2 protein-coding genes are annotated in these 1,275 nt (G+C 65.4%); one reads left to right on the plus strand and one right to left on the minus strand.

What is annotated here, in order from left to right:
• The first annotated feature begins 52 nt into the window (after window positions 1-52).
• On the plus strand, window positions 53-961 hold the full coding sequence (locus IBX22_RS13995) for an oxygenase MpaB family protein (protein ID WP_194816019.1): 909 nt from the start codon (window positions 53-55) through the stop codon (window positions 959-961).
• A gap of 63 nt (window positions 962-1,024) precedes the next feature.
• Here IBX22_RS13995 and IBX22_RS14000 read toward each other — a convergent pair whose 3' ends face one another.
• On the minus strand, window positions 1,025-1,243 hold the full coding sequence (locus tag IBX22_RS14000) for an MbtH family protein (RefSeq protein WP_194816020.1): 219 nt from the start codon (window positions 1,241-1,243) through the stop codon (window positions 1,025-1,027).
• Window positions 1,244-1,275 lie beyond the last annotated feature (32 nt).

Here is a 1,275-nt window from a genome sequence, read left to right on the forward strand (position 1 = left end):
CCGGTAGAGTGCCGATCAACGACTGAGAATTACTAGTAACATAGGACTCATCATGACAGCCGTCGCCCGGTCCACTGAGCACCGCGAACTCGAACCGCTGACCAAAGATCAGACCCGGATCCAGATCAGCTCGGCGCACCGCCCGATCACCAAGCGGCCGCTGCGGCTGTCCGATGCGCTCGACTTCTGGGCCTTCGCCGGCGCGGCCGCCAATGTGGTCATGCAGATGGCGCGGCCCGGTGTCGGTTACGGCGTGGCCGAGAGCAAAGTGGAATCCGGTTCGCTGCTGAAACATCCGTGGAAGCGGGCGCGCACCACCACCCAATATTTGGCCGTGGCGATCCTCGGTACCGAGGAGGAGCGGCTCGCCTATCGCGACGCCGTGAATGTCGCCCACCGCCAGGTACATTCGGCCCCCGGCGCGGCGGTGAAGTACAACGCCTTCGACCGCGATCTCCAATTATGGGTCGCCGCAAGCCTTTACATCGGCTTCGAGGACACCTATCAGCTGCTGCACGGCCGCATGAGCGACGAGCAGGCCGAGGCGTTCTACCGCACCTCGTCCACGCTGGGCACCACCCTGCAGGTGACCGAGGATATGTGGCCGGCCACCCGGGCCGACTTCGACGTCTACTGGAACGAGGCCAGCCGGCACGCGGTGCTCGACGACTACGTGCGCTCCTACCTCGACGATCTGCTGAACCTGCGGATGATCCACTGGTATCTGCGGCTGCCGTTCCGGAACCTGTTGAAGTTCCTGACCATCGGCTTCCTGGCCCCGCACTTCCGCGCACAACTCCAGGTCGAGTGGACAGCCGCCGACCAGCGGCGCTTCGAGCACCTGTTCGTCTTCGTCGGTTTCGTGAACCGCTTCATCCCCCGCTTCCTGCGGCACAGCCCCAGCTACTCCCTGGTCACGGACGTGCGCCGCCGAATGCGCAAGAGCAAGACGCTCATCTGAGGGTCGCCCGGGGTGCGGGGCGCGCCGGTGGCAAGGGGGGATGTGGCCGGCGCGCCCCGCTATTCAGGTGGTCTCGGGGTGCATGGCGGCGATCAGCGAATCAGGTCGCATGTCGAGCCAGTGCGCTTCGACGTAGTCGAGGCAGGCAGTGCGGGTGGCGACGCCGTGCGCGATGGTCCAGCCGGTGGGGATGGCGGCGAAGACCGGCCAGAGCGAGTGTTCGCCCTCGTCGTTGATCAAGACGTAGAACTGGGCGTCCGGGTCGTCGAACGGGTTGGTCATGAGTGGGGTTGCCTTCCTGGTGGGAGCTGGGT

Origin of the sequence: Nocardia sp. XZ_19_385 (genome assembly GCF_015355755.1) — a bacterium.
In the GTDB taxonomy this organism is placed as follows: Bacteria; Actinomycetota; Actinomycetes; order Mycobacteriales; family Mycobacteriaceae; genus Nocardia.